The organism is Bradyrhizobium sp. USDA 336, assembly GCF_044908355.1.
Classification (GTDB): Bacteria; Pseudomonadota; Alphaproteobacteria; order Rhizobiales; family Xanthobacteraceae; genus Bradyrhizobium; species Bradyrhizobium yuanmingense.
The window spans coordinates 5,677,402-5,699,282 of record NZ_JBIYDC010000002.1; the positions used below are offsets into that span (position 1 = coordinate 5,677,402).

Sequence of the window (21,881 nt, forward strand, 5' to 3'; positions counted from 1 at the left end):
CACCCCAACCCGGAAAGACCCGAGGAGACGAAAATGTCTGTGAACGTCCTCTACAAGACCAGCGCCAAGGCCACCGGCGGCCGCGACGGCCATGCTGCGACCCTCGACGGCGCGCTCGACGTCAAGCTCACCACGCCGAAGGAGCTCGGCGGTGGCGGCGGCGCTGGCAACAATCCCGAGCAGCTGTTCGCGGCCGGCTATGCCGCCTGCTTCATCGGCGCGATGAAGTTCGTGGCCTCGCAGGGCGGCCCGAAGGTGCCTGCGGATGCCTCGGTCACCTCGACCGTCGGCATCGGCCCTCGCTCCGAGGGCGGCTTCGGCCTCGATATCGACCTTGCGGTCTCGCTGCCGGGCCTTGCCCGTGCAGATGCCGAGGCGCTGGTGGCGAAGGCGCACCAGGTGTGCCCGTACTCCAATGCCACGCGCGGCAACGTTGACGTTCGCCTGACGGTGGTCTGATCGGCAGCGCGGATCGGCTGGCCCGGGGCCTCCTCGGGCCGGCCACTTACGAGGAAATTTGCCACCCCGCGGCATGGCTGCACGGCGGCGCATACGGCTCCACGCTCGGCGCCATTGCTGGCGCAAACAAACCTCGCTAGGCCTGTGATCCAATGATCGACACAGGGAAGCGAAGGCATGACTGAAGCAGCAACGGGCGCCATGAGCGGACTGCGCGTCATCGATCTCACGCGCGTGCTCGGCGGTCCCTACTGCACCCAGATCCTCGCCGACCACGGCGCCGACGTGATCAAGGTCGAGCCGCCCGCGGGCGACGAGGTGCGCGAATGGGGCCCTCCGTTCCACGAAGAGGATGCGGCCTATTTCGTCGGCATCAACCGCAACAAGCGCTCGATCGGCCTCGACCTCGCCTCCGAGGGCGGCCGAATCGTGCTGCTCAAGATGCTGGAGACCGCCGACGTCCTGATCGAGAATTTCAAGCCGGGCACGCTGGAGAAATGGGGCATCGGCAACGACGTCCTCAGCAAGAAATATCCCCGCCTCGTGCATTGCCGGATCTGCGGCTTCGGCGCCGACGGCCCGCGCGGCGGCAACCCCGGCTATGACGCCATCATCCAGGCCATGACCGGCATGATCGCGGCGACCGGCTCGCCCGAGAGCGGGCCGATGCGGATCGGCGTGCCCTTGGTCGACATCACCACCGGGCTTTATGCGGCGATCGGCATCCTGATGGCGCTGTCGGAGCGGCAGCGGTCGGGCAAGGGCCAGTTCCTGGAGACCACGCTGTACGAGACCGGCCTCGCCATCATGCATCCGCACACCGCGAATTATTTCATGCATGGCAAGCCGCCTGGTCTCACCGGCAACGAGCATCCGAACCTCGTCCCTTACGCGATCTTCCCGACCAAGACCGACAACATCTTCATCGGCGTCGGCAATGACGGCACCTTCCGCAAGCTGGCGAAAGAGATCGGCAAGCCCGAGCTCGGCACCGATCCACGCTTTGCCCGCAACAAGGACCGCATCGCCAATCGCGAGGCGCTGCGCGCCGAGCTTGCCGCCGTGTTCAGCCAGCACGAGGCCGAGCCGCTGTGCAACCGCCTGCTCGCGGCCGGCCTGCCCGCGGGGCCGGTGCAGAAGATCGACCAGGCGTTGACCAACCCGCACACGATCGCGCGTGGCGATATTATCGAGAAGGACTGGTACAAGGGCGTGGCTTCGCCGATCCGGCTCGACCGCAGCAAGCCGAGCCTGCGCCGCGTGCCGCCGAAGTTCAGCCAGCACGCGGCCGAGGTGCTGGGCGAGTTCGGCTACTCCAAGGCCGAGATCGACGCGATGGTCGAAAAGGGCACGGTCTGCGGTCCCGAGCGGAAACGCTGAGGTAAGGCGAGCGTCAACGGTGGTGCGCTCCCTCTCCCGCTCGCGGGAGAGGGTTGGGGAGAGGGTGTCTCCGCACCGGGACAATCCCCTAGAGGATAGAACCCTCACCCGGCGCGATAGTGCCTCATCTCAATGCCGCACTGCGGCGCGCGCACGTATGTGCAGCGCGAACGGAGTTGGCTGACGGCTCCGTCATGGCCTATTTGACGACTTCCCATCTGGCCGCGCTTGCTGCTTTCGTTTCTCCCGCTTACACAGTCATGTGAACGTCATATGGCGCTGCTAGCGCAAGCGCTTCTTTAGTGACGGGCAAGGGAGGTTCTTGATGGCTCTTCGACATTTTGGCACGGCGGCGGCTGTCGCACTCACAATTGGTCTCGGCGCCTCGCCGGCACTCGCGGTGACCGAAATCCAGTGGTGGCACGCGATGACCGGCGCCAACAACGACGTCATCGTCAGGCTCGCCAACGATTTCAACACCACGCAGAGCGACTACAAGGTGATCCCGACCTACAAGGGCAACTACGCCGACACGATGAACGCCGGCATCGCCGCGTTCCGCGCCGGCAACGCTCCGCACATCATGCAGGTGTTCGAGGTCGGCACCGCCACCATGATGGCGGCGACCGGCGCCGTGAAGCCGGTCTACAAGCTGATGGCCGAGACCGGCGAGAAGTTCGATCCGAAGGCCTACTTGCCCGCGATCACCGGCTACTACTCGACCTCGAAGGGCGAGATGCTGTCCTTCCCCTTCAACTCGTCCTCGACGGTGATGTGGGTCAATCTCGACGCACTGAAGAAGGCGAATGTCGAGATCCCGAAGACCTGGCCCGAAGTGTTCGACGCCGCCAAGAAGCTGAAGGCGGCCGGCCACGCCACCTGCGGCTTCTCCAACTCCTGGGTCACCTGGGTCAATCTCGAGCAGCTGTCCGCCTGGCACAACGTGCCGCTCGCCAGCAAGGCCAACGGCCTCGACGGTTTCGACACCGTGCTGTCCTTCAACGGTCCGCTCCAGGTCAAGCATCTCGAAAATCTGGTCGAGCTCCAGAAGGACAAGACCTACGACTATGCCGGCCGCACCAACACCGGCGAAGGCCGCTTCACGTCGGGTGAATGCCCGCTCTACCTGACCTCGTCGGCGTTCTTCGGCAACGTCAAGGCGCAGGCCAAGTTCGCCTTCACCGCGGTGCCGATGCCCTATTATCCGGACGCCAAGGGCGCGCCGCAGAACTCGATCATCGGCGGTGCCTCGCTCTGGGTGATGGGCGGCAAGTCGGCCGACGAGTACAAGGGCGTCGCCAAATTCTTCTCCTTCCTCTCGGACACCGATCGCCAGGTCTACATCCATAAAGCCTCGGGCTATCTGCCGATCACCAAGGCGGCCTATGACAAGGCCAAGGCGGATGGCTTCTACAAGGACCAGCCCTATCTCGAGACCCCGCTGCTCGAGCTGACCAACAAGGAGCCGACCGAGAATTCGCGCGGCCTGCGCCTCGGCAACATGGTGCAGCTCCGTGACGTCTGGGCGGAAGAGATCGAGCAGGCGCTGGCCGGCAAGAAGACCGCCAAGCAGGCGCTGGACGCGGCCGTCGAGCGCGGCAACACCATGCTGCGCCAGTTCGAAAAGACCGCTGTGAAGTAAGGCGACAAGCGGCAGGCCGGTCAACCGGCCTGCCGCCCCCGCAGGCATCATGCAAAAGCAAGCCATTTTCCAATCGAAGCTATTGCCCTATGCGCTGGTTGCGCCGCAGCTCGCGATCGTCCTGATATTCTTCTACTGGCCGGCCTTGCAGGCGGTGATCCAGTCCTTCCTGCTCCAGGACGCCTTCGGCCTGTCAACCAGCTTCGTCTGGTTCGAGAACTATATCGACCTGTTCAAGGAGCGCGCCTATTTCGAGGCGATCGTCCGCACCTTCTTCTTCTCGTTCGCCATCGCGATCTCGTCGCTGTCCTTCGCTCTGCTGCTCGCGGTCATGGCCGACAAGCCGCTGCGTGGCGGCACGCTTTACCGCACGCTGCTGATCTGGCCCTATGCAGTGGCGCCACCCGTCGTCGGCGTGCTGTGGATCTTCATGCTGCACCCTTCGCTCGGCGTGCTCGCGCGCTACTTGCGTACCCTTGGTATCGACTGGAATCCGCTGCTCGACGGCAATCAGGCAGCTGCCCTGATCATCATGGCGGCCGCCTGGAAGCAGATCTCCTACAACTTCCTGTTCTTCCTCGCCGGCCTGCAGAGCATCCCCAGAAGCGTGATCGAGGCGGCTGCGATCGACGGCGCCCGCCCGATGCGCAGGTTCTGGACCGTGATCTTCCCGCTGCTGTCGCCGACCATCTTCTTCCTCTTGGTCGTCAACATCGTCTACGCCTTCTTCGACACGTTCGGCATCATCGACACCATGACCCGCGGCGGTCCGGGCAAGTCGACGGAGACGCTGGTCTACAAGGTCTATACCGACGGCCTGCTCGGCGGAAACCTCGGCAGCTCCGCGGCGCAATCGGTGATCCTGATGATCATGGTCATCGTGCTGACGGGCATCCAGTTTCGCTTCGTCGAACGCAAGGTGACCTACTGATGGTCGAGGAAGAGGGCTTCCGGCGCTACATCGCCCATGTCATCCTCTGGATCGGGATCGCGATCGTCGCCTTCCCCGTCTATCTCGCCTTCGTCGCCTCCACCCAGGAGAACGCGGTAATCGCCAACGGGCAGATGTCGCTGCTGCCGGGTGGCCATTTTCTCGAAACCTACTATAAGACGATCTTCATCGGCACGAGCGGCTCCACCCGCGAGCCGGTCGGCAACATGATGCTGAACTCGCTGGTGATGGCGATGCTGATCGCGCTCGGCAAGATCGCGGTCTCGATCATCTCCGCCTATGCGATCGTCTATTTCCGCTTTCCGTTCCGGATGGCGATCTTCTGGATCATCTTCATCACTTTGATGCTGCCCGTCGAGGTGCGCATCTATCCGACCTACAAGATCGTCGCCGACCTGCACATGCTCGACAGCTATGCCGGCCTGTCGCTGCCGCTGATCGCATCGGCCACCGCGACGCTGCTGTTCCGCCAATTCTTCATGACGGTGCCGGACGAATTGCTGGAAGCCTCGCGCATCGACGGCGCCGGCCCCTTCCGCTTCTTCTGGGATACGCTCTTGCCGCTGTCGCGCACCAACATGGCGGCGCTGTTCGTGATCCTGTTCATCCTCGGCTGGAATCAATATCTCTGGCCGCTGTTGATCACCACGCGCGACGACATGCAGACCATCCAGATCGGCATCCGCAAGATGATCACCACCACCGACGCGCTGACCGAATGGCCGATCGTGATGGCAACCGCCGTGCTGGCCATGCTGCCGCCGGTGGTCGTCGTCGTCGCCATGCAGAAATTGTTCGTGCGCGGCCTGGTCGAGACGGAAAAGTGAAGATGGCGAATAGTGAATGGCGAGCGGCGAATGGGGTCGCTGCGTCCGCCTTGCGTGCTAACAAGTCCCCATTCGCCATTCCCTACTCGCTATTCGCCGGTGCAACCCATGGCTAACGTCACCCTGCGCAGCGTCCGCAAGACCTATCCCGGCGGCTTCGAGGCCATCAAGGGCGTCGACGTCGATGTCGGCGACGGACAGTTCTGCGTGCTGGTCGGACCAAGCGGCTGCGGCAAGTCCACGCTGCTGCGCATGGTCGCGGGACTGGAGACGGTCACCGGCGGCGAGATCGACATCGGCGGCCGCGTCGTCAACCAGGTCGAGCCCGCCGATCGCGACATCGCGATGGTGTTCCAGAACTACGCGCTCTATCCGCATATGAGCGTCTACAACAACATGGCCTATGGCCTGCGCAACCGCGGCATGGCCGAGGCCGAGATCAAGACTCGCGTGGAAGAAGCCGCGCGCGTGCTCGAGCTCTCCGCCATGCTGGAGCGCAAGCCGCGCCAGCTCTCCGGCGGCCAGCGCCAGCGCGTCGCCATGGGCCGCGCCATCGTGCGCCAGCCGAAAGTGTTTTTGTTCGACGAGCCGCTCTCCAATCTCGACGCCAAGCTGCGCATCGCGATGCGGGTCGAGATCCGCAAATTGCAGCGCCGGCTCAACACGACGTCGATCTACGTCACCCATGACCAGCTCGAGGCGATGACGCTCGCCGACATTCTTGTCGTGATGAACGGCGGCCAGGTCGAGCAGGTCGGCAATCCGCTTGATATCTACGAGAAACCGGCGACGACCTTCGTCGCCTCCTTCATCGGCGCGCCGCCGATGAACTTGATGTCGACGCGGCCCGAGGAGATCCGGTCGCAGCTCGCCGGCAGCGCCGCTGCCGACGCCGGCATCGTCGGCATCCGCCCGGAGGATTTTGTCATCACCGACGAGACGCCGGCCGGCGGCGTCGCCCTGCCGCTCACCGTCGAAGCCATCGAGCGCGTCGGCGCCGAGACCTTCGTCTACGGCTCACGGGAGCAGGAGGATCAGCGCGTCGCCGCCACGCCCGGCGAGCTGCCGCCCGGCGAGGTCATCGTCCGCATTCCCGGAACCCAGGCCCCCGCCATCGGCGCGAGGATCCGGGTCGCGGCGGTGCGGGCCAAGCTGCATCTGTTCAGTGACGACGGGCGGACGCGGCTTAAGAGCTGAGCGGCTCCGGGGCCCGACGACAAAAGTGCGAAAACAACCCCATGCACAGTAGAAGGGGGTTTGTTTTCGTTGGAGAATTCTCGCGGATCCGTCATGCCCGGGCTTGTCCCGGGCATCCACGCTCTCGGTGCTGCCAAGCAAGGTCGTGGATGGCCGGGACAAGCCCGGCCATGACGCAGCTGAGGCCATGTCGAGCCTATCGAAGGCGGAATCGGCCCGTCCACAGCCTCCCGGCTACCTGCTTGAACCCACAGGGGAACATGCCCATATTGCTGATCAAGGGGTGCCACGACGGGCCCCGACACACCAAAGTCGCTTCTGCGAGGACTTTGTAAACTATGTCTCGTGTTCCAACGCTCTCCAGTCCCTTCCTGCTGGGCTTTGACGAGATCGAGCGCGTGCTCGATCGGGTCGTCAAAGGCGCCGACGGTTATCCTCCCTACAATATCGAGAGGTGCGACCGCACGGACGGCCAGCCCGAGCGTTTGCGCATCACGCTGGCGGTCGCCGGATTTACGCGCGACCAACTCGATGTAACCATTGAGGAAAACCAGCTCGTGATCCGCGGACGGCAGCAGGACGACAAATCCCGGCAATACATCCATCGCGGCATCGCCGCGCGCCACTTCCAGCGCACCTTCGTGCTGGCGGAGGGGATGCTGGTGCTGGGTGCGGATCTGAAGAACGGGTTGTTGTCGATCGATCTGGCCCGGCCTGAACCGGAGCGGATCGTTAAGACAATCGCTATCAATGAGCACGAATAATGGAACGAGTAGCGGACTCGACCGCTTAGTGTTCCAGAGGAGTCGAGACCATGAGTGAAGGTCACGTTGCGTTCGAATACGAAGCCAAGAACGTCTCTCCGGAGACGCTGGCAACCCTGGGCGAAGGCCATATCGCCTATGTGAAGCAGATCCGCTCCGAGGACGTGCCGGGCCTGTTCCCCGAGGCGCCCAAGATCGCGCCGGGCCTCAAGCTTTTCGCGCTCCACGCCGCCGACGGCACGCCGATCATGCTGACCGACAGCCGCGAAGCCGCGATCGCCAACGCCTGGAGCAACGAGCTGCAGGCCGTGAGCGTGCACTAAAGCACGCGCGCATCGCAGGAAGAGAGTTTCAAACGGGCATGCCTTCGCAGGAAGGCGTGCCCGTTTTCAATTGGGCGGCGAGGTGTTCGCGTCGCCATCGGCAGCCAACCGGGATTCGGCGACGTCCCCGCCCGCGTGCGCAGGGCAATCGCATGTTAGTCGTGGCTGGGACACCGACTGTGTCCACAGCGTCATGGCCGGGCTTGTCCGGGCCATCCACGCCTTTCCACGTAGCGCAAAGAACGTGGATGCCCGGGACAAGCCCGGGCATGACGGGCTCTCGAAATTCCGATGCAATGACCTCTCCTGCGCGTGCGGGCGGCCTTGGCTCATGCGCGCACGAGACCGTCATCAATCCGTGATTTGACATTTCGTTCTTCTTTGTCAAATCTGACAAAATGCAGGCCAAGGCCCCTCCCCAGGACCGGATCCTCGACGCCGCCTTGCGCGTGTTCCGGCGCCACGGATTCCGCCGCTCCTCGATCGAGCAGGCGGCGGAGGAAGCCGGACTGACGCGGCAGGCGCTCTATCATCACTTCGCCTCCAAGGAGGCGCTGTTTCGCGCCGTGCTCGAGCGGATCTACGCGCAGGGGCTCGCTGCGGAAATCGCGGCCGCGAAGGCGGCGGAAGAAGCGGGCCTCGAGCTTGCCGACATCCTGGTCGCCGAGATCGGCGCGCGAATGCAGTCGCTGCTCGCTTCGCTGAAGGACTCGCCCCATACCGAGGAGCTGTTTTCCGAGCACCTCGCGCAGGCGCGCGACCTCTACCAGAGCTATTCCAACCGTTTCACTGAGGAGATCGCGACCACGATCGCGCGGGTGTGCCGCAAGCGAAAGCTTAACCTCGAAAGCGGCGTCAGCGTGCGCGAGCTCGCGCGCTGCGTCGAGATGGCGATCCACGGCACCAAATCCGCCTTCCCTTCCATGCAGCCGGTCGAGGCGTTCCTGAAACAGCTCGAGACCATGCTGCGCATGCTGATCGCCGGCGCGATGGCGCCGTCCGCAAAGAAGTCCCCACGCAAAACGGGAGTTCGAAAATGACCAGCACGACCATCAATGGACGGCCTCTGGCGCTGCCCGACGATCCGGATGCGCTCTTGATCGACGTGATCCGCGATGGCGGCCTCACCGGCACCAAGCTCGTCTGCGGCTCCGGCGTCTGCGGCGCCTGCACCGTGCTGCTCGACCGCACGCCCGTCGTGAGCTGCCTGTTGCCGGCACAGGCCGCCGCCGACAAATCGCTGACGACCATCGAGGGCGTCGGAGCCGCCGGATTGCATCCGGTGCAGAAGGCGTTCATGGCGCACGATGCCCTGCAATGCGGCTTCTGCACACCCGGCTTTGTCGTCGAAGCCGCCGCCTTCCATGACGGCTGGCGCGCGACCAAGGGCGCGGCGACACCCTCGCGCGAGGAGATCGCCGCCGCGCTCTCAGGGCATCTCTGCCGCTGCGGCGCCTATGAAGGCATTTTTCGCGCGGTAGCGGAGGCTTGTTCGGGTCGCTTCGACGGCAACGAACCCATTGCGCCGCGGCTGGAAGCCCGCGACAAGGTGACGGGCCTCGCCCGCTACACGGTCGACATCCACCATGACGGCCAGCTCGAAGGCGTCATCCTGCGCGCGCACGTCGCGCATGCGAGGATCACCGGGCTTGATCTGGCGCCGGCGCGCGCCATGGCCGGTGTTGCCGCGGTCGTTCCGCTGCTCGACGATGACAACATGGTCCGCTTCGTCGGTGCGCCGATTGCAGCCGTCGCGGCCAAGGATCGCCGCACCGCACTGAAGGCAATCGCCGCGATCACCTTCAAGCCCGAGCCTTTGCCCGCCGTGATCGGGCTCGATGCAGCGCGACGCGACGATGCGCCGGTCGTGTTCGAAAAGAAGGACCGCAAGCGTGCCGGCAACGTGTCCGAGGGCGCAGGCGGCGCTCCGGTGTCGTGGAAGGGCAATGTGCGCGGGCCTTCGGCGCCGTTCTCGCAAAAGGCCAAGCAGGCCAGGAGCTGGCTCGACGAGGCGCGCCAGCAACGCAATCCGCTGCTGGTCGAGGAAACCTTCCGCGTCTCGACGCAACAGCACGCAAGCCTCGAACCACATGCCGCCGTGGCCAGGTTCGATGGCGATCAGCTCATTGTGCACATCTCGACCCAGGCCATCCACGAGAGTATGGAGAAGATCGCCAAGCGCTATGGCCTTCCGCACGACAAGGTGCGTGTGATCGCCGATCATGTCGGCGGCGGATTCGGCTCCAAGGGCAGCCTGGGGCTGGAGACCATCGCCGCGATCGAGCTTGCGCGCGCCGCGAAGGCGCCGGTGCGTGTTGCCTTCGATCGTGAAGAGGAGCTTTCCGTCACCGGCTATCGTCCGGCCGCCGAGCTGAAGCTGTCCTTGCTGCCTTCGGCGGAAGGCCGCCTCAAGGCGCTGTCGCTCACCGCCCATGCCGACACCGGCGCCGCCGTGAACTCGCTGATCGCGGGTCTGGCGCGGCTGATCTATCCGGCCGAAGCCAAGGAGCTCGTCGACTTCGACGTGCTCAGCAATTTGCCGCCCGGCGCGCCGTTCCGCGGCCCCGGCGGTCCGCCGATGTCGTTTGCGCTAGAGCAGGCGGTCGACGAAGCGGCGCTGCGCATGAAGATGGATCCGATTCACCTCCGCAAGCTCTGGGACCCCGATCCCAACCGCCAGCGATTGTACGATTGGGCTGCCGGCCTCGACGTCTGGAAGAACCGCAAGCCGGCCGCCTCGCAAACCGGCCGCTACCGGCGCGGCGTCGGCGTCGCCACCGGCTACTGGCTGTATCTCTGGCAGACCGGCTCCTCGGTCGAACTCGCGATCAAGGGCGGCCGCATCGTCGCAAGCTGCGCGGTACAGGATATCGGCACGGGCACGCGCAGCGTGATCGCCAACACCGTCGCGAAGGCGTTCGATCTCGAGCCGCAGGATGTGGACGTTCGCATCGGCCGCTCCAGCCTGCCCCGGGGACCGGGCTCCGGCGGCAGCCGCGTCACCGCCTCGGTGGTGCCGCCGACCTTGCTCGCCATCGAGAAGCTGAAAGCGGAAATCAAGCGCACCGCGTCTCGCACACCTGCTCCGGGCTCGAACGCGCCGTGGCGCGAGATGATCGCGGCTTCCCCTGATATCGCCGTGTCGGCGAGACGCCAGGAGGACGGCAAGCCGCCGCCCGGCGTCAGGCCCGCGCTGCACGAGGCGGGCATCATGGGCCGGGTGTTCGGTTGGGTGCTGCGTCTGATGAGCCACATGGTGGTCGGCGCCGGCGTGCCGAGCTCGGTGCAGGTGATGGAAGTCGAGGTTGATACCTGGCTCGGCCATGTGCGCGTGCTCAACGCCTATACGGGCCTCGCGGTCGGCAAGCTCGCCGCGCCGGCGCTGGCCCGAAGCCAGGCCGCGGGCGCGGTGATCCAGGGCATCGGCTACGCACTCTATGAGTCGCGGGAGACCGATCTCTTGAGCGGCCACGTCCTGAGCGGCAGCATGGAGGATTACCGCATCCCAGGGATTGCCGACATGCCGAAACTGGAGGTGCATTTCGACGAAGCCGGTTTCGAGCATGTGCCGGGCGGCAGCGTCGGCATCGGCGAAGTCGCCACCGTGCCGACCTCGCCCGCGATCGCCAACGCCATCCGCGATGCGATCGGCGTGAGACTGACTGAAATTCCGTTCCGGGCCGATCGTCTTGTGGCCGCGCTGAAAGGGAGGGATGCAGCATGAGTGTCGCCGTCATGACCGCCAATCCCACGCCTGAATTCCGCGCCGGAGGCACCGACTTCAGCGAACGCCGCCGCAGCGGCGTGTCGCAGGGAATGCTGATCGATATCTCGGCCGCCGGCGACAAGATGATCAGCTGGGACGCCGACGGAGCAGCCCAGATCGGCGCGCTCACCACCATCGCCACGATCGCGACCGACGCGCGCATCGCTGCTGCCTATCCCGGTATTGCGGCGAGCGCGCAAGGGCTCGCCACGCCACAGGTGCGCCAGGTTGCAACGCTCGGCGGCAATCTCGCGCAGCGTTCACGCTGCTGGTATTTCCGCCGGGCCGACATCGATTGCCTGAAGAAAGGCGGCAGCACCTGCCCTGCCCGGTCCGGCAATCATCTCTATGGCGTTGCCTTCGATCTCGGCGCCTGCGTCGCGCCGCATCCATCGACCATGGCGGCGGCTCTGCTCGCCTATGATGCGACCATCACCACCGACCGGCGCAGCGGATTGACGATTGCCGGCCTGCTCGGCGACGGCTCGCTCTCGCACGCCGATCATACGCTCGCAGCAGGCGAGATGATCAAGAGCATTGCGCTTCCTGCTCCGCTTCAAGGCGAGCGCGCGTCCTACAAGCGGGCGATCAGCCGGACCTATGCGGAATGGCCGCTGGTGGAGCTCTGCGCCCGCGTCGTCATCGCCGGCGGCAAGTTCGAGCTCGTGCGTCTCGCTGCAGGCGGCGTCGCGCCCGTGCCGCTCCGCCTCACCGCCGTGGAGGTCCAGCTCAGCGGCAAGCTTGCGAATGCGGCATCGATCGCAGAAGCGGCGAAAGCGGCGAGCTCGGGTGCCAAGCCATTGCCGATGACGGCCTACAAGCTCGATCTCCTGCAAGGGCTGGTGCGCGACGTGCTGGAGCGGCTTTCGGGCTAGAGAGTGATGAGACCAGGTTTGATTGCTACAACATAAGTGCGCCCCCTCTCCCGCTTGCGGGAGAGGGTTGGGGAGAGGGTGTTTCCGCAGTGGGATAGCCCGCAAGAGGAGAAAGCCCTCACCCGCGCCTTCGGCGCGACCTCTCCCGCAAGCGGGAGAGGTTTGCACCGAGCACGTGGCGATCGATTCAACCTACACCCATCACGCTCTAACCGCCTGAGCGGCCGGCCAGCCGCGCGCGGATATCCGGCTTCAGCACCTTGCCGACCTTGGACCGCGGCAGATCGTCCCAGACTTCGATCTGCTTCGGTGTCTTGACGCTGCCGATCCGCTGCTTGACGAACGCCGCCAGCGCCGTCGCATCGACGCTCCGGCCCGCACGGGGCTGCACCACGGCGACGATACGCTCACCCCATTTCTCGTCGGCGAGGCCGATCACGGCGCAATCCTGCACCGCCTCATGCGCCCGCAGCGCGTTCTCGACCTCGATCGAGTAGACGTTGAACCCGCCGGTGATGATCATGTCCTTGGCGCGATCGACGATGTAGAGGTAGCCATCGTCGTCGATGTAGCCGATGTCGCCGGTGTGGTGCCAGCCATGCGCGGAGGCCTCCGCCGTGGCTTCGGGATTTTTGTAATAGCCTTGCATCACCAGCGAGCCGCGAACCACGATCTCGCCGCGAGAACCGGTCGGCAGCAAATTGCCGTCGCCATCCATGATGCCGGCCTGCACCAACGGGCTGATCCGCCCCGCCGAGGCGAGGCGCTCCATCGCGATAGTTCCATCGGCATTATAATGCTCGTCAGGTGCCATCATCGAAATCATCATCGGCGCTTCAGTCTGACCGAACAACTGCGCCATGGGCCCGATGCGCCGCAGCGCCTCCGCAAGCCGTGCGGCCGAGATCGGTGCCGCGCCGTACCAGAAGCATTGCAGAGACCCGAGCTTCGCGGAGTGGAGCTTGGGATGATCGAGCAGCATGTAGATCAATGTCGGCGGCAGGAAGGTGTGCGTGACATGGTAGCACTCGATCAAATCGAGAAATTCGGCGATGTCAGGGCGATGCATGATCACGATGCGGCCGCCGAGCGCCATGATCGGGAAACACAGCACACCGGCCGCATGAGTCAACGGCGCGAGCGCGAGATAGACCGGACGACCCTTGAAGGGATAGCCCATCAGCGTCAGTGCCGTCATGGCCTCGATGTTGCGACCCGACAGCATGACCCCCTTCGGCTTTCCGGTGGTGCCGCCGGTGCCGGGAATCATCGCGAGATCGTCGACCGTCTCGCGTTGATATTGGTCGATCGGAAGGCTAGCGAGCCAGCTGTCGAACGAGGGCGCGAAGGGCAGTTCGCGATCGAGGCAGACGAGGACACGCAGCTTCGGCAGCTCCGCCCGCACCGCCTCGACCATCGGCGCGAAGCTTGAATGAAACAGCAGCAGGCTGCAGTCGAATTGGTCGAGGACGAGCCGGTTTTCGGCCGCCTCGTTGCGCGGATTGATCGGGCACCAAACCGAGCCCGCCCGGGAAATGCCGAACACGCATGCAAACGCGACCGGATCGTTGCCGGAAAGGATTGCGACCTTCTCGCCGGCAGCAATACCCGATCGCGCGAGCCCGCGCGCGACGCGGTAGCTCAGCTGCTGCACCTCGCGATAGCTGAGATCGCGACCGTCCATGGTCAGGCACGGCGCATCAGCGCCCAGCGAGGCACCTTTGTCGAGGTAATCGATGAAGCGCATGATCAATCCCGGAAGCAGCTGGCGGGTGGCGCGCGGCCGCGCCACCCGTGATCTTGCTCAGTCGTTCACGGTGAGGATCGGTCTGCTGACCAGCCCGAAGCTGCGCAGCTGCCCGAGGAGCTCGTGGTGACCGAACGCCTGGCAACCGGAGGCGAAGCCCACGCGCTTGGGCGGCTGCTGCAGCAGGTGCGCCGCGGCATAGGCCTGCAACAAGCCGGTCTGCTTGTAATTGCTGTTGCCGCTGATGACGCAGTGCGCGCGCCCCAATGGGCCGGAGGCATGCACCGAATCCAGCGACTTGTTGACGCGCGGGTTTTCGCGGGGCGGCATGGTGTTCATCACGCCGGCGGCGGTCTGCGCCAATGCGGCGTAGCGGTCGTCGGGGTTCATGTCCTTGGTCGCCTCCAGCGCGGCGGCGACGATCTGCGGCACGCCCAGCATTAGCGCGCGGTTGAACACGCCGCCCAGCACCTTCACGTTGGCGACACGCGGATCGCGCTTGAACCACACCGGGTGCGAGGTGCCGCCCCAGGGCAGCGCCAGTGCGAGCTCATGCTGGCCGGGGATGGCGAGGTTGTAGAGACCGGCATCCACCTGATGCTCGACATACTTGTTCTGCTCCAAATAGTAGGCCTTGGCCATCGCGGCGTTGACCAGGATGGTCTGTGTCGAGGCGATGGTCGGGCTGCCGCCCCAGAACACGGCGATATCGAGCGTGTCGAGGCCGGGCGTCTCCAGGCACAGCTGCGCGGCGATCTCGCCGGTGGTGTACATCTGCGCGATGCCCGGCGCGAGCAGCAGGCCGGCATTGGCGAACTTCGTACCCCATTCCTGCTCAAGCGTGATCAGCCAGTCCTGCTCGCCGGTGGTGTCGGTGTAGTGGCATCGCGACGCCCAGCAGGCCTGCACCACCTCGCCGCCGAACCTGGCGAAGGGGCCCACGGTGTTGAGCACCACCGAGGCGCCGTTGAACAACTCCGTCAGTGCGCTCACGGTGTGCGGCACTTCCACCACCTCGTAGTCGGCGGTCTCGATACCGGCCACGTTCGCTTTCATTGCGGCGTTGAGCTTCTCCGCGCTGCGTCCGGCGGCGATGAAGGGGATGTTGTACTCGCGTAAGTATTCGCAGACCAGCCGGCCGGTGTAGCCGGACGCGCCATAGACGATGACGGGCTTCTTCGCGCTCATTGTCGTTCCTCCGAAATGTTCGTTGTCGGGTTTGCAGCTCACATTCCCATGCCGCCATCGACCGGCAGTCCGATGCCGGTGATGAAGCGGGCTTCGTTCGAGCACAGGAACACCGCAGCATTGGCGATGTCGCCGACCTCCGCGAGCTTGCCGAGCGGCGTCTGCTCCACCACCGAGCCGACTGCGGCGTTGACGTCGGGCGCGAGACCGATCTTGACGATGTCGTTGGCCAGCTGCAGGCCCATGTCGGTCGGGATCAAGCCGGGATAGATGCAGTTGACGCGCACGCCATAACCGAGCTTGCCGGCCTCCATCGCAGCGACCCGTGTCATGCGATCGACCGCGGATTTCGTGCCGGAATAGACCGCGATGCTCGGGAAGGCGATCGTCGCCGCGACAGACGCGATATTGACGATCGCGCCGCCTTTGCCCGCCGCTCCGCCCGGCCGCATCGCGCGGAAGGCGTGCTTCATGCCGAGCACGGTGCCGACGATGTTGACGTCGCACATCCGCCGCGCATCCTCGGCCCTGATCTCGCTGACCAGCGACGTGATCTCGATGCCGGCATTGTTGACGAGGATGTCGTAGCCGCCGAGGGTGGCGACCGTCGCAGCAGTCGCTTTCTCCCACTGCGCATCGTCGGCGACATCGAGATGCACGAAGCCGGTCTTCACTCCGAGCCTGGCGATCTGGCCGGCGCTGTCCTTGCCGACGTCGTCGAGAATGTCGCCGATCATGACCGCAGCACCGGAGCGCGCCAGTGCTTCCGCAATCGCCGCTCCTATCCCGCGGGCTCCGCCGGTGACCAGGGCTTTGCGGCCATCAAGGCTCTTCTCACTCATCGCACGTCCTCCCTTTGCTTGGACTGATCTTTTGGACTGATCTGCTCGCTGATGATCGGTGCGCGCTGCGATTGGCAGCACGGTGCCGGCGCGGTTGCGCAACGGCATGCGAGTCCGTTCCGGCGGCGCGGCGCCGGTGGGTGCATTTCCTCCATTTGCTGGCGTCTTGACGACTGTCCAAATTTCTTGGCGCGCACACTCCTCCCGGAACTTGACAGTTGTCAAGGAAAAAATTTGACAGTTGTCAAAGAGGATGGTCTGTAGACGATGACCGACGACGTGATCGTGGTGACCAAGAGACGGGAGACAGCGCGACGATGGCGCGGCAAGCGACAGGAGCGGCGAAGCGGGAGGCCGTGGCGGAGATCGTGCGGGACGACAAGTTCAACGCGCGACGCATCGAGCTTGCCGAGGCCGCGCTCGAAACGCTTGGAGAGCTCGGCTTCGCCCGGACCAGCCTGCGGGAGATCGCGCAGAACTCGGCGTTCACGCACGGCGTGTTCCACTATTATTTCAGCGACAAGCTCGACCTGATCTGCTGCTGCGTTCGCCACTACAAGGCCAAGTGCGTGACGCGCTATGACGAGGTCGTCGCGACAGCAACGAGCCGCGACGAATTGACGGAGGGCTTCCTCGCCAAGCTCGCAGCAACGCTGCAGAACGAAGCCCGCATGCACCGGCTTTGGTACGATTTGCGCTCGCAGGCGATGTTCGAGGCGGCGTTTCGCAAGGATGTCCTCGAGATCGACAAGAGCCTGGAAGCGATGATCTGGCGCATTGCCTCTCGCTATGCCGAGCTCGGCGGCAAGCGGCCGGCGTCGTCGCCAGGCGCGCTCTACGCGCTGTTCGACGGTCTATTCCAGAGTGCGCTGCTCAAGCACCTCTCGGGTGACAAGAGGGCGGTCCCCGAACTGCTCGACGAAGTCCGGCGCCTGCTGCCGACGGTCTGCTGAAGCGCGGAAACGGCGCCCACGACGGCGTCGCCGCTCGAGAGCTGCACGTTGCGCCATCCAAATTGATCGTCCGACTCGAAACTGCTTAGATGCGGCATGCCGCCGAAAGTCGAACGTCTGCCCAAGCAGCAATTGTGGTTTCCGGCCGGGCGCTATTTTCTGCGCACGATCAAGCGCGATGACGCCTCGCAGCGCTGGGCGGACTGGTTGTCCGATCCCTGGACGGTGCATGTCCTCAACACGTCACCGCGTGCGATGACCAAGGCGGAGATCGCCGACTACATCAAATCCTTCGATCAGCGCGAACGGCTCCTGCTCGGGATATTCGAGCGTGGCAGCCGCATCCATGTCGGCTTCATCCGCCTCGACATCAACGCGGCGGCGAGCGAGGCGCTCGTCAGCGCCGTGATCGGAGAAAAGGAGCACCGCAATTCCGGAGCGACGGTGAACACCTTCATTCCGCTGCTCAGGTTCGTATTCGACGATCTCAAGCTGAGCCGCATCCGCGCCTTCGTGCTGGAGCGCAATCAGACGACCATTCAATATCTGTCGAAGCTCGGATGGACGCTCGAGCCCGAACCCGAAAAACCGGTGCGATCGCACACAGATGGATCGCTTCTGGCGCTGCGTCGGATGACCTGGGACCGGCCCGGTTTCCAGGCCTGGTTGAAGAGCCCGATCGGACAGCGGATCGTGAATCGCATGGAAGCGGCGCGAGGTTGAGCCCCGGCCGCTCCCTTTGTCTGCTTAAGCGATCAATCAGTACTTCGCGACGATGGGTGACCCGCCGAACCGATAGTTGATGCCCACCTTCACGATATCGATGTCCTGACGAATATCGATCAACGCGGTGGTGGCGGCGACTGGATTGGCGAACCCCACGCGCTTGCTGTCGAAGCCGTAGTGAGTGTACTCGATCAAGGCCGACCAGTTCGGGGCGAAGGCCCACTCGACACCGGCACCTGCCACCCAGCCGACACGATCGGTGCTGGCGCTGGAATTACAGGGCTCAAAAACGAGGAATCCCACACCGGGACAAACGAAGCCGCCAATCGTCGCGAAATTGTTCAGATTGTACCGGTCATGCGCAAACCCGACGCCGCCCTTGCCGTAAACGAGCAAGCGATCCCATGTGTAGCCGATCCGACCCGTGACGCTGGCGACCCAGTCGGTGCGGCTCGACAGAGTGGCGGGCGCACCGGTCTTTCCGGCAAAGAAGGGATCGTTGGCGGTGCCGTGAAGATCGGTGGCCGTGAAATCGCCGGCAATCCCGATCACCCAGTTGCTGGCAAATTGGTAGTCGCAACCAGCCTGAATGCCTCCGACAACTCCGACGTCTCCGTTTACCCCAATGCGATCACCAGGCACATTGCCTATGGTCATTGCAGGCGCGATGACCGCCCCCGTTCCGATGCCGGGATCCGTGAAGCCCGTTCGGCTCGCACCGCCGCCGACGTGACCCCCGATATAGCAGCCGGTCCAACTGAAAGGCACGGCCGCCGCAACCGGCGCTTTCGTGTAGGGACGAGCTCCCAGATCGGCACCTTGAGCAGAGCCTGCGAGAATCAGAGCCGACGTCGCCAGCAGCAGTCGTTTCATTCATCACCCCAAAGCAATCAGCATAGAAATCTTCGGCAAGGTACATCGGCCGACTTCCGCGCGCTGTATTCGGACAGCAACACTCCGACACATTTGGTAACTCGGTACTGTCTGAACACAACGCGACACGGCGCCTTAAGCTTGATGACGGCGCTCCAGGCTGAACTATCTGATCGTCGGATGGCTTCACGCCGGCGCGGCTGAGTTCAGGTCACGCCCGCCGCCTCAGCGCCCCGCCGGAATCAGCGCCCGCATGATCTCCGGCTTCCAGCTTTGACGCGCGCTGTCGAAGGCTGCGAAATCATGATCGAATTGCCAATAGGCCCAGCCGAGCCGCTCCGCGCTTCGCGCCACGAACGACAGATATCTCGTCCGTGCTTCGGCTGGCGCGGCCTCGTACACGCCGAACTCACCGAGATAGATCGGACGCTTTTCCCGTTCGGACCAGGACCGGATCTTGTCGAAATCGGCGCGCGCCTTCCGTTCGTCCTCCGGCGTGCCCCAATCAAGCGGGCCTATTTGCGAGAACGTCGGCGACCACGGTGCGCCCTGATGGGTGAAGCGGATCGGCGCGTAATAGTGAAACGTGACGATGATGTTTCGGTCATCCGGCGGCAGGACCAGGTCCTCGACGGGCATCTCGTCGACGTTGAGGACCGCGGCGATCACCGGCCGCCGGGGGTTGGTGGCGCGGATGATGCCGAGACATTCGTTCAGGAGGGCGTTCCAGGCGGCGGACGTCATCTGCCCGCCCGGCTCATTGAGCACCTCGAAGACGAGCCTCGGATATTTTCCGGCATAGCGCGCGGCGATTTGCGTCCAGAACGCTTTCAGCTTCCCGGCGCACTCGGAGACGTCGCGCTGACAGATATGGGTATCGTGCTCGTCCAGGATGGGGATGAGATTTCGGGCGAGCACCTCCTCGATCACCGCATCGAGCCGCCTCAAGACGATCTCGTCCAGCGCATTCTCCGGGTCCATGAACTTGAAGCCGAAGAAATTGATCCGGACGTGCGAGAAGCCGGCGCGCCTGATCGCGGTGAGGTTGTCCAGACGAAATGGCGCGTTCCGGCCTCCCTCCCAAATGCCGTCATAGCCGAGGATGTTGATGCCGCGACCCAATTTCGGGGGAGCGGGCGCGTGGCCTTGCGCTTTTGCCTCGGCCGGAAAGCGGATCCCAAGCACGGACAGCGCCAAGGCGAGGCCGAAAGCTACCGACCAGCGGACGCAGATGGCATTCATCCTGCCTGCCCCATCATTGCTGCAGGCCTTGCTGTGGCACCGGCCTGCACACCGCGAAGAAGAATGCGACGAGCAGCACCGAGGTGAACATCGTCGAGCGAAGGAACATCGTCTCCGTGAAATTCGATTGAAAGCTGAGGACGACGAATCCGATGATGAGAGCGCAGTGGCGACGGTCGATCGACCGCGTGGCGATCAGGTACAGGACCTTTTCCGAGAACAGATAGACGCTCGCCACGAACAGCACGTATCCCAGGAATCCCGTTTCCATCGCCACCGCGATGTAGCCGCTATGATAATTGTCCAGCACCCAGCCGTGGTTCTGGTTGAAATAGTCGTAAATCGCAGGGCGCGTCCAGAACCCGTTGATGCCGAAGCCCAGCAGCGGCGCATCGTCGAAATGGCTGATGGCGTACTGCCAGATGAAGGTTCGCTCGGTCAGATTGATGGTCGATTCGCCGAGGTGGATGGAATCGTAGCCCGTGACATAGAAATACAGGATCAGGAGAGCAGCCAGGATGCACATGACGACCGGCAGCACCGCGTAAATCCTCATGCAGCGGATCGACCATAGCGAGGTCATGAGCAGTGCACCGGCGGCAATTGCAACGGCACCGGCACCACGGGATTCCGAGGCGATGACGCATGTCGATGCCAGGAGAAACGTCAGCAGAAAAACTGTCCAGCCCTGGCCCGTCATCTTCTGATAGCAGGCAAAGAACATCAGATAGGCGCTGATGAAGCCGAGGGTCTGCTTCGATTCGTAGATTCCCTGCCACTGGCCGTTGTGCATCCAGCTCTGATCGACGCCAATCTCGGGCACGAAAACCGCACACAGGGCCGAGGCGGCGACCAAGATGAAGAGCCCCAGCGACGTCGCTCCGACGATCTCGTCGATGTCGATCCGCGTGATCAGGCAGTACGCACCGAAAGTCGTCATCACGAGGGCCGCGCTCTTCATGATCGCCGCGGTGGCGAGGCCGGTCCAGAGCACGGAGACAGCGGCGAGAGCATAGAATGCGACCAGCGCGATGAAATCGGGATTTGGCTGCACGCGCAGGCAGGGTCGCACGAAGGCACTGGCGTAGATCAGGATGACCCACATCAGAAGCGCAACGGCCTGTTGCACGAAGCTCCATTCTGCGGGAAGCAGCGCGGGGTTGAAGACACCCATCGACGCGATCACGTTGACGGTGATCGAGCCACGCATCACGATTCTGGCGAGCTTTTCCACGCCGACGCCGGGCGCTTGCCAGATCGCGCTGTCGTCCTCCTCGGAATCGTGCAGGCTGGTCATGAGCTGACCGCCTGACGCACGGCGAATCTTGCCTCACCGCGCACCACGGGCGCCTTCGCACGCGCACCTGCCGCGGGCATCGGCCGGTCGAGGCCTGATTCCCAGGGCCGTTCTCCCGCCGCGGCCGCGAGGCGCAACGGCGTCATTCCATTCCCAGTCACGTCCGCTCAGTCCACGGCTTCGAACGGCTCTCAGCGGATGTTGGCGCCGCCCAATGTGCCGTGCGTCTCAAGCGGGAAGATTGTCCTACCTTCTACCTTTGAGATCAAGGTGGCATGACGGGACGCTGCCCTCACAATCAGGTGCGAGGGACGATCGGACCTTTGCCGGGGCGAGAGGGACGGAAGGTTACGCCGCCGTTGCCGGCGGCAGCGCCAGCACGGAATAGATCGCCTGCGCATCGCGCGAGGCGCGGAGCTTCTTGGCGATGTCCTGGTCGCGCAGCAGGCGGGCGATGCGGGCGAGCGCCTTGAGGTGATCGGCGCCGGCGCCTTCGGGGGCCAGCAGCAGGAAGACGAGATCGACCGGCTGGCCGTCCATCGCCTCGAAGTCGATCGGACGATCGAGCCGCGCGAACAGGCCGAAGATCTTCTCCAGCTTGGGCAGCTTGCCGTGCGGAATGGCGACGCCATAGCCGACCGCGGTGGTGCCGAGCTTCTCCCGCTGCAGCAGCACCTCAAACACCGAGCGCTCGTTCTGCCCGGTCAGCTCAGCGGCCTTGGCCGCAAGCTCCTGCAAGGCCTGCTTCTTGCTGTTGACTTTCAATGCCGGGAGAATCGCCTCGGGTGCGACCAGATCGGTAATCGGCATGGAAGCTTTCCGAGGTGA

20 protein-coding genes are annotated in these 21,881 nt (G+C 64.2%); 13 read left to right on the forward strand and 7 right to left on the reverse strand.

Features of this window, described 5'->3' with window-relative positions; all coding sequences use genetic code 11:
- Positions 1 to 33: 33 nt before the first annotated feature.
- From ABIA45_RS27625 to ABIA45_RS27675, 11 genes are all read left to right on the forward strand, one after another.
- The gene (locus ABIA45_RS27625; RefSeq protein WP_036009140.1) at positions 34 to 459 is read left to right on the forward strand and encodes an organic hydroperoxide resistance protein; all 426 of its coding nucleotides are present in this window, start codon (positions 34 to 36) and stop codon (positions 457 to 459) included.
- 177 nt (positions 460 to 636) lie between these two features.
- Positions 637 to 1,839 carry a CaiB/BaiF CoA-transferase family protein gene (locus ABIA45_RS27630; RefSeq protein ID WP_036009143.1) on the forward strand — a complete coding sequence of 401 codons (1,203 nt, stop codon included), beginning with the start codon at positions 637 to 639 and terminating at the stop codon, positions 1,837 to 1,839.
- Between the two features lie 325 nt (positions 1,840 to 2,164).
- The gene (ugpB, locus tag ABIA45_RS27635) at positions 2,165 to 3,481 is read left to right on the forward strand and encodes a sn-glycerol-3-phosphate ABC transporter substrate-binding protein UgpB (protein WP_157285997.1); all 1,317 of its coding nucleotides are present in this window, start codon (positions 2,165 to 2,167) and stop codon (positions 3,479 to 3,481) included.
- A 49-nt stretch (positions 3,482 to 3,530) separates the two neighbouring features.
- Positions 3,531 to 4,412, forward strand: a complete 882-nt coding sequence (ugpA, locus tag ABIA45_RS27640) for a sn-glycerol-3-phosphate ABC transporter permease UgpA (protein WP_157285998.1) — start codon at positions 3,531 to 3,533, stop codon at positions 4,410 to 4,412.
- Positions 4,412 to 5,260: a sn-glycerol-3-phosphate ABC transporter permease UgpE gene (gene ugpE / locus ABIA45_RS27645; RefSeq protein WP_404654466.1), complete on the forward strand. Its 849-nt coding sequence runs from the start codon at positions 4,412 to 4,414 to the stop codon at positions 5,258 to 5,260. Before ugpA ends, ugpE begins: the two co-directional genes overlap by 1 nt.
- 108 nt (positions 5,261 to 5,368) lie before the next feature.
- Positions 5,369 to 6,457 (forward strand): sn-glycerol-3-phosphate import ATP-binding protein UgpC, encoded by a 1,089-nt coding sequence (locus ABIA45_RS27650; protein ID WP_404654467.1) that lies wholly within the window; start codon positions 5,369 to 5,371, stop codon positions 6,455 to 6,457.
- A gap of 338 nt (positions 6,458 to 6,795) precedes the next feature.
- The gene (locus tag ABIA45_RS27655; RefSeq protein ID WP_025032962.1) at positions 6,796 to 7,221 is read left to right on the forward strand and encodes an Hsp20 family protein; all 426 of its coding nucleotides are present in this window, start codon (positions 6,796 to 6,798) and stop codon (positions 7,219 to 7,221) included.
- A 50-nt stretch (positions 7,222 to 7,271) separates the two neighbouring features.
- Complete coding sequence (locus ABIA45_RS27660) at positions 7,272 to 7,544, forward strand: DUF1150 domain-containing protein (protein ID WP_007598581.1); 273 nt, start codon at positions 7,272 to 7,274, stop codon at positions 7,542 to 7,544.
- Positions 7,545 to 7,942: 398 nt separating this feature from the next.
- Positions 7,943 to 8,584, forward strand: a complete 642-nt coding sequence (locus ABIA45_RS27665) for a TetR/AcrR family transcriptional regulator (RefSeq protein WP_404654468.1) — start codon at positions 7,943 to 7,945, stop codon at positions 8,582 to 8,584.
- On the forward strand, positions 8,581 to 11,268 hold the full coding sequence (locus tag ABIA45_RS27670; RefSeq protein WP_404654469.1) for a molybdopterin-dependent oxidoreductase: 2,688 nt from the start codon (positions 8,581 to 8,583) through the stop codon (positions 11,266 to 11,268). Before ABIA45_RS27665 ends, ABIA45_RS27670 begins: the two co-directional genes overlap by 4 nt.
- Complete coding sequence (locus tag ABIA45_RS27675; protein ID WP_404654470.1) at positions 11,265 to 12,185, forward strand: FAD binding domain-containing protein; 921 nt, start codon at positions 11,265 to 11,267, stop codon at positions 12,183 to 12,185. Before ABIA45_RS27670 ends, ABIA45_RS27675 begins: the two co-directional genes overlap by 4 nt.
- A 208-nt stretch (positions 12,186 to 12,393) precedes the next feature.
- Here ABIA45_RS27675 and ABIA45_RS27680 read toward each other — a convergent pair whose 3' ends face one another.
- The 3 genes from ABIA45_RS27680 to ABIA45_RS27690 are packed head-to-tail and all read right to left on the reverse strand — an operon-like array spanning position 12,394 to position 15,962.
- The gene (locus ABIA45_RS27680; protein WP_404654471.1) at positions 12,394 to 13,932 is read right to left on the reverse strand and encodes an AMP-binding protein; all 1,539 of its coding nucleotides are present in this window, start codon (positions 13,930 to 13,932) and stop codon (positions 12,394 to 12,396) included.
- 57 nt (positions 13,933 to 13,989) lie between these two features.
- Entirely contained in the window at positions 13,990 to 15,120 is a 1,131-nt protein-coding gene (locus tag ABIA45_RS27685) for a DUF5938 domain-containing protein (protein ID WP_404544875.1), read from the reverse strand.
- 38 nt (positions 15,121 to 15,158) lie between these two features.
- The gene (locus tag ABIA45_RS27690) at positions 15,159 to 15,962 is read right to left on the reverse strand and encodes an SDR family NAD(P)-dependent oxidoreductase (RefSeq protein WP_157286006.1); all 804 of its coding nucleotides are present in this window, start codon (positions 15,960 to 15,962) and stop codon (positions 15,159 to 15,161) included.
- 317 nt (positions 15,963 to 16,279) lie between these two features.
- On the opposite strand from ABIA45_RS27690, the gene ABIA45_RS27695 reads away from it, so the two are divergent.
- On the forward strand, positions 16,280 to 16,915 hold the full coding sequence (locus ABIA45_RS27695; protein ID WP_271543411.1) for a TetR/AcrR family transcriptional regulator: 636 nt from the start codon (positions 16,280 to 16,282) through the stop codon (positions 16,913 to 16,915).
- 96 nt (positions 16,916 to 17,011) lie between these two features.
- Complete coding sequence (locus tag ABIA45_RS27700) at positions 17,012 to 17,638, forward strand: GNAT family N-acetyltransferase (RefSeq protein ID WP_157286008.1); 627 nt, start codon at positions 17,012 to 17,014, stop codon at positions 17,636 to 17,638.
- Between the two features lie 36 nt (positions 17,639 to 17,674).
- Here the strand turns inward: ABIA45_RS27700 and ABIA45_RS27705 are convergent, their stop codons facing one another.
- From ABIA45_RS27705 to ptsN, 4 genes are all read right to left on the reverse strand, one after another.
- Positions 17,675 to 18,514 carry an outer membrane protein gene (locus tag ABIA45_RS27705; RefSeq protein ID WP_271543409.1) on the reverse strand — a complete coding sequence of 280 codons (840 nt, stop codon included), beginning with the start codon at positions 18,512 to 18,514 and terminating at the stop codon, positions 17,675 to 17,677.
- Between the two features lie 225 nt (positions 18,515 to 18,739).
- A complete protein-coding gene (locus tag ABIA45_RS27710) occupies positions 18,740 to 19,756 on the reverse strand; it encodes a glycoside hydrolase family 5 protein (RefSeq protein WP_404654472.1) in 1,017 nt (338 codons plus the stop codon).
- A gap of 13 nt (positions 19,757 to 19,769) precedes the next feature.
- Positions 19,770 to 21,053, reverse strand: a complete 1,284-nt coding sequence (locus ABIA45_RS27715; protein ID WP_157286011.1) for an O-antigen ligase family protein — start codon at positions 21,051 to 21,053, stop codon at positions 19,770 to 19,772.
- 348 nt (positions 21,054 to 21,401) lie between these two features.
- Positions 21,402 to 21,863: a PTS IIA-like nitrogen regulatory protein PtsN gene (ptsN, locus tag ABIA45_RS27720; RefSeq protein ID WP_008141251.1), complete on the reverse strand. Its 462-nt coding sequence runs from the start codon at positions 21,861 to 21,863 to the stop codon at positions 21,402 to 21,404.
- Positions 21,864 to 21,881: the final 18 nt, after the last annotated feature.